At 72.7% G+C, this 4,154-nt stretch carries 6 protein-coding genes; all 6 read left to right on the top strand.

Going from position 1 to position 4,154, the window contains the following annotated elements; all coding sequences use genetic code 11:
* Nucleotides 1-144 precede the first annotated feature (144 nt).
* From G5C65_RS32520 to G5C65_RS32495, 6 genes are read left to right on the top strand one after another with little or no spacing between them, the layout of a single operon-like run.
* Nucleotides 145-1,065 carry a hypothetical protein gene (locus tag G5C65_RS32520; protein WP_165302640.1) on the top strand — a complete coding sequence of 307 codons (921 nt, stop codon included), beginning with the start codon at nt 145-147 and terminating at the stop codon, nt 1,063-1,065.
* Nucleotides 1,062-1,316 (top strand): hypothetical protein, encoded by a 255-nt coding sequence (locus G5C65_RS32515; RefSeq protein ID WP_165302630.1) that lies wholly within the window; start codon nt 1,062-1,064, stop codon nt 1,314-1,316. The genes G5C65_RS32520 and G5C65_RS32515 overlap by 4 nt, the downstream gene beginning before the upstream one ends.
* On the top strand, nt 1,316-2,251 hold the full coding sequence (locus G5C65_RS32510; RefSeq protein WP_165302638.1) for a YqaJ viral recombinase family nuclease: 936 nt from the start codon (nt 1,316-1,318) through the stop codon (nt 2,249-2,251). Before G5C65_RS32515 ends, G5C65_RS32510 begins: the two co-directional genes overlap by 1 nt.
* Nucleotides 2,248-3,102 (top strand): recombinase RecT, encoded by an 855-nt coding sequence (locus G5C65_RS32505; protein WP_165302636.1) that lies wholly within the window; start codon nt 2,248-2,250, stop codon nt 3,100-3,102. The genes G5C65_RS32510 and G5C65_RS32505 overlap by 4 nt, the downstream gene beginning before the upstream one ends.
* Nucleotides 3,099-3,821 (top strand): exonuclease domain-containing protein, encoded by a 723-nt coding sequence (locus G5C65_RS32500; protein WP_165302634.1) that lies wholly within the window; start codon nt 3,099-3,101, stop codon nt 3,819-3,821. The genes G5C65_RS32505 and G5C65_RS32500 overlap by 4 nt, the downstream gene beginning before the upstream one ends.
* A complete protein-coding gene (locus tag G5C65_RS32495) occupies nt 3,818-4,066 on the top strand; it encodes a hypothetical protein (RefSeq protein ID WP_165302632.1) in 249 nt (82 codons plus the stop codon). The genes G5C65_RS32500 and G5C65_RS32495 overlap by 4 nt, the downstream gene beginning before the upstream one ends.
* Nucleotides 4,067-4,154: the final 88 nt, after the last annotated feature.

The raw sequence follows: 4,154 nt of genomic DNA, 5'->3' as shown, positions 1-4,154 counted from the left end.
GGCGGGGGTGGGCGGCGTGAACGAGCGTCACGACCCACGGTCGTGCCCGCTGTGCCAGCGGCTGCTGGCGACACTGCGGCACCCCTGCTTCGCGCGGGCGCGTGGGCAGGTGGCGGTGCCGCGCCCGAGGGGCGGTGAGCGCCGGTGAGCGCGCGCCAGGATATCGCCGTGCTGGCCCGCCGTGCTGGCCTGTCGATCGACGAGGCCGCTGCTGTCGCCGGCCGGACTCTCGCAGCCCACCGAGCCGAGGTGCTGCGCGAGGCGGCCGACGCGGTCGCGGGCAACCGCATCTCGCAGCCGATCGGCGACGCCCAGGAGCACGTGAACAACGTGCTCGACATCCTCGCTACCCACCTCCGCCGCCTGGCCGACACCGCCGAGCGTGACGAGGAGACGCCGCCGCCACTGATCGTCGATCGGTTCGACGCGGCGATCGAGCCCGAACCGGAAGGGGACCAGGTCCTCACAATCGGAGCTATCGCCCGGGGTGGGCGGCCGGTCGCGCTCCAGCTCGATGCGCGCGACCGGGTAAAGGTCGCGCGCTGGCTGCTCCCCGACACCGAGAACGCCGGGGCCGTCGTGACGTCGTATGGCCTGCCCTGGCTCCCGTGGCTGGACAACGACGAGTTGCGCGAGTTCCTCGGCGAACTCGCCTCGGCCGCGCTCGGCTACTACCGGGCCGAGGACGACGACGTCGACGTGCTCCGGGACGTCGAGCGGGTGTGCGCGACGTATCGCCTCGCGGCCGAGGCGAACAGGGGCCAGCTCACCGCTCCTGGGCAGGCCGACGCCGAGCAGGAAGAGCCCGAGGATTCCGATGGCTTCTTCCGGCCCGGCCGCACCTACGTCTACCGCCAGGACGGCTACACCGCACCAGAGCTCACGGCCGTGTTCCGCGTCGAGCACGTCACCCGGCACCCCGCGCGCGGGACGCTCCGCGCGATCGGCTGGAGCCGCAGCGGCGCCCCGGGATCGACGTGGCGTGGCTTCTTCCGTGACGAGGACCAGGCCGACGGCTGGACCGAGATGACCGACACCGAGCAGACGGGGGATGACGAGCGATGACCGGACCCGATCACTACCGCGAAGCCGAGCGCCTCGCCACGATGGCTCGGTGCCTCACCCGGGGCTCCGAGCCGGACCCGGTGGCCGGGGCTGCGGTGGCTGCCGAGGCGCAGGTGCACGCCACGCTCGCGCTGGCTGCTGCGACCGCGATGCAGGCGCCGGTGGACGGCTGCGAGCCGGGCATGTCGGGCCTTGAGTGGGCCGAGTGGCGCCGGGCCATCAACGGCGAGCCCGCTGGTGGTGATGCCTGATGTCGGACACCGTGCTCGCCGGGGCTTCGGCCCCGGCCGCCGGGCCGATCGTCCTCGGACGGTTCGCCCCCGGCAGCGCTGAATGGCACACCGCCCGAGCCCACGGCATCGGCGGCTCCGAGATCGCCGCTGTCCTCGGCATCTCCCCGCACGAGTCGCGGTTCTCGCTGTGGCACCGGAAGAAGGGACTGATCGCGCCGGTCGAGGAGACCGACGTCATGTACTGGGGCCGTCTCCACGAGCCCGCTATCTGCGGCGAGTTCGCCCGCAGGCACCCCGAATGGCTGGTGCAGACCGCGCCCACTTTCGCCGCGGCCGGTCGACCGTGGCAGATCGCAAACCCGGACCGGCTCCTCATCGGACCCGGCATCGGCCCCGACGACGGGCCCGGGGCGCTGCTGGAGGCCAAGACCGCCCGGGACGCGGAGGGGTGGGGCGAGGAGAACACCGACGACATCCCCGTGCACTACCGCGCGCAGTGCCTGTGGTACCTGGATGTCTTCGGCCTCGACACCTGCCGCGTCGCGGTGCTCATCGCCGGGGCTGACTACCGCGAGTACCTCGTTGAGTACGACCCCGACGAGGCGCACTTGATGCGGTTGGCCGCGCAGACGTTCATGCAGTCGCTGGCCGCGGACGAACGTCCCGCCATCGACGGACACGCGGCCACTTATCAGGCCGTGCGTGCGCTGCCCGAGGGGCTGGACGACGTCGACGTGGAGATCCCGCCATCGCTCCGCGCCCGCTTCCACGCCGCGCAGGATGCCGCGTGGGGCGCCGAGGACGAGCTGACCGCCTGCAAGGCCGCGCTGCTCGACGCCATCGGCACCGCACGCCGCGCCACCTGCGACGGCGGCCGCGTCGCCACCCGCACCGTCCGCGCTGGCCGTACCTTCCAGCTTCTCCCCGCCCGTACCCGGAGGAATGCCCGATGACCGAGACCGTCTCCAATGCCGTCGCCGTTCGGGACAACGGGCCTGGGGCCATGGTCGAGCACTATAAGTCCGATCTGGCCATGGTGATGCCGTCCCATCTCAAGCCCGACACTTTCGTCCGGCTCGCCGTCGGCGTGCTGCGGCGTGACCGCAATCTCGCCCAGGCCGCCCAGAACAACCCGGCCGCGCTGATGGGCGCGCTGATGGACGCCGCGCAGCTCGGGCTCACCCCGGGCACGGAGCAGTTCTACCTGGTGCCCCGCAAGCAGAAGGGCCGCCTGGAGGTCCAGGGCATCCGGGGCTACCAGGGCGAGATCGAGCTGATCTACCGGGCCGGTGCCGTCTCCTCCGTGATCGTGGAGGTCGTCCGCGGGCGGGATGCATTCTGGTACTCGCCGGGCCGGGACGAGCGCCCGCACCATGAGATCGACTGGGACGCGGACGACCGGGGCCCGCTCCGGCTCGTGTACGCGTACGCGGTGATGAAGGACGGTGCCACCAGCAAGGTCATCGTGCTCAACCGGTCCCAGGTGATGGCGGCCAAGGCCATGTCGCAGGGGGCCGACTCCCCGTACTCCCCATGGCAGAAGCACGAAGAGGCCATGTGGATGAAGACGGCCGCGCACCGGCTCACCAAGTGGGTCCCCACGAGCGCCGAGTACATGCGTGAGCAGCTGCGGGCGCAGGCCGAGGTCGCCGCCGAGACCACCCCGCTCCCGGTCCCGGCCGGCGTTCCTCAGCCGCAGGCTGACCCGGCCGCAGAGGAGGAGGGCCCGGTCGAAGCGGAGTTCGTGGACGAGGGCGCCGGAGACTGGCCGACCGTCGCACAGCCCGGCGGTGGTGCCGCGTGACCTCCTGGCACTCCGGCCGTCTGTGTGGCTTCGACCTGGAGACCACCGGGGTCGACGTCGAGTCCGACCGCATCGTTACCGCCTGCGTCGTGCAGTGCCGCGGCGGCCAGCCCACCACGTCCGCAACCTGGCTCGCGGACCCCGGGATCGAGATCTCCGAGGGCGCCGCGGCCGTGCATGGCATCACCACCGAGCGGGCCCGCGCCGAGGGGCGCCCGGCCGCCGAAGTGGTCGAGCAGGTGACCACCGCGCTCACCCGGGCCGTCTGGGACGGGATCCCGATCGTGGCCATGAACGCGAGCTTCGATCTGACCATGCTCGACCGCGAGTGCACGCGGCACGGCGTCCCCGCGCCGTGGGCCGCCACCACGCCGCTCATCGTGGACCCGCGGGTCCTGGACAAGCAGGTCGACCGCTACCGGCGCGGGAAGCGCACCCTGTCCGCCCTGTGCGACCACTACCAGGTCGCCCTGGACGGCGCGCACTCCGCCGACGGCGACGCCATCGCCGCCTGCCGAGTGGCCTGGCGCATCGGCACCCAGCACCCGAACATCGGGGACGCCGACCTACGCGAATTGCACAACCTGCAGGTGACGTGGGCTGCCGAGCAAGCCGAAGGGCTGCGGGAGCACTTCGCCCGTACCCCCGGCAAGGAGCACCAGGCCGCGAGCGTGCGCGGGGAGTGGCCGCTCATCCCGCGCCCGAGGACGGCGTCATGACGGCGCTCTTGGTGTTCGCCCAGGTGGCCGTGCTCGGCGGTGGCATCGCGCTCGTCGCCGGGGCCCGGTACCTCCGCCGCCGATACCGCGCTCGCGCTGACCATGCGGTCTGGGCCGCCGACGCCGAGCTGTGGCTGTGCTGCCCCGTGTGCCCGGACTGGGAGAGCCCGCACCAGGACCTCGGGGACCAGCAGGTGATGTGTCTCGGCTGCGGCACCACCACACCCGTCGGAGGCGCCCGGTGACCCCTTCGCTCCTCCCGCAGGACCCCGCCGCCCCGGCCACCCGGCCGGGGCGGCGGGGTCCTGCGGGAGGAGCGAAGGGGTCACCGGG

It is taken from the genome of Streptomyces boncukensis (assembly GCF_011045075.1).
Taxonomy (GTDB): Bacteria; Actinomycetota; Actinomycetes; order Streptomycetales; family Streptomycetaceae; genus Streptomyces; species Streptomyces boncukensis.
Note: the sequence above shows the minus strand (reverse complement) of the source record. Positions and strands in the feature narration are given on the sequence as shown.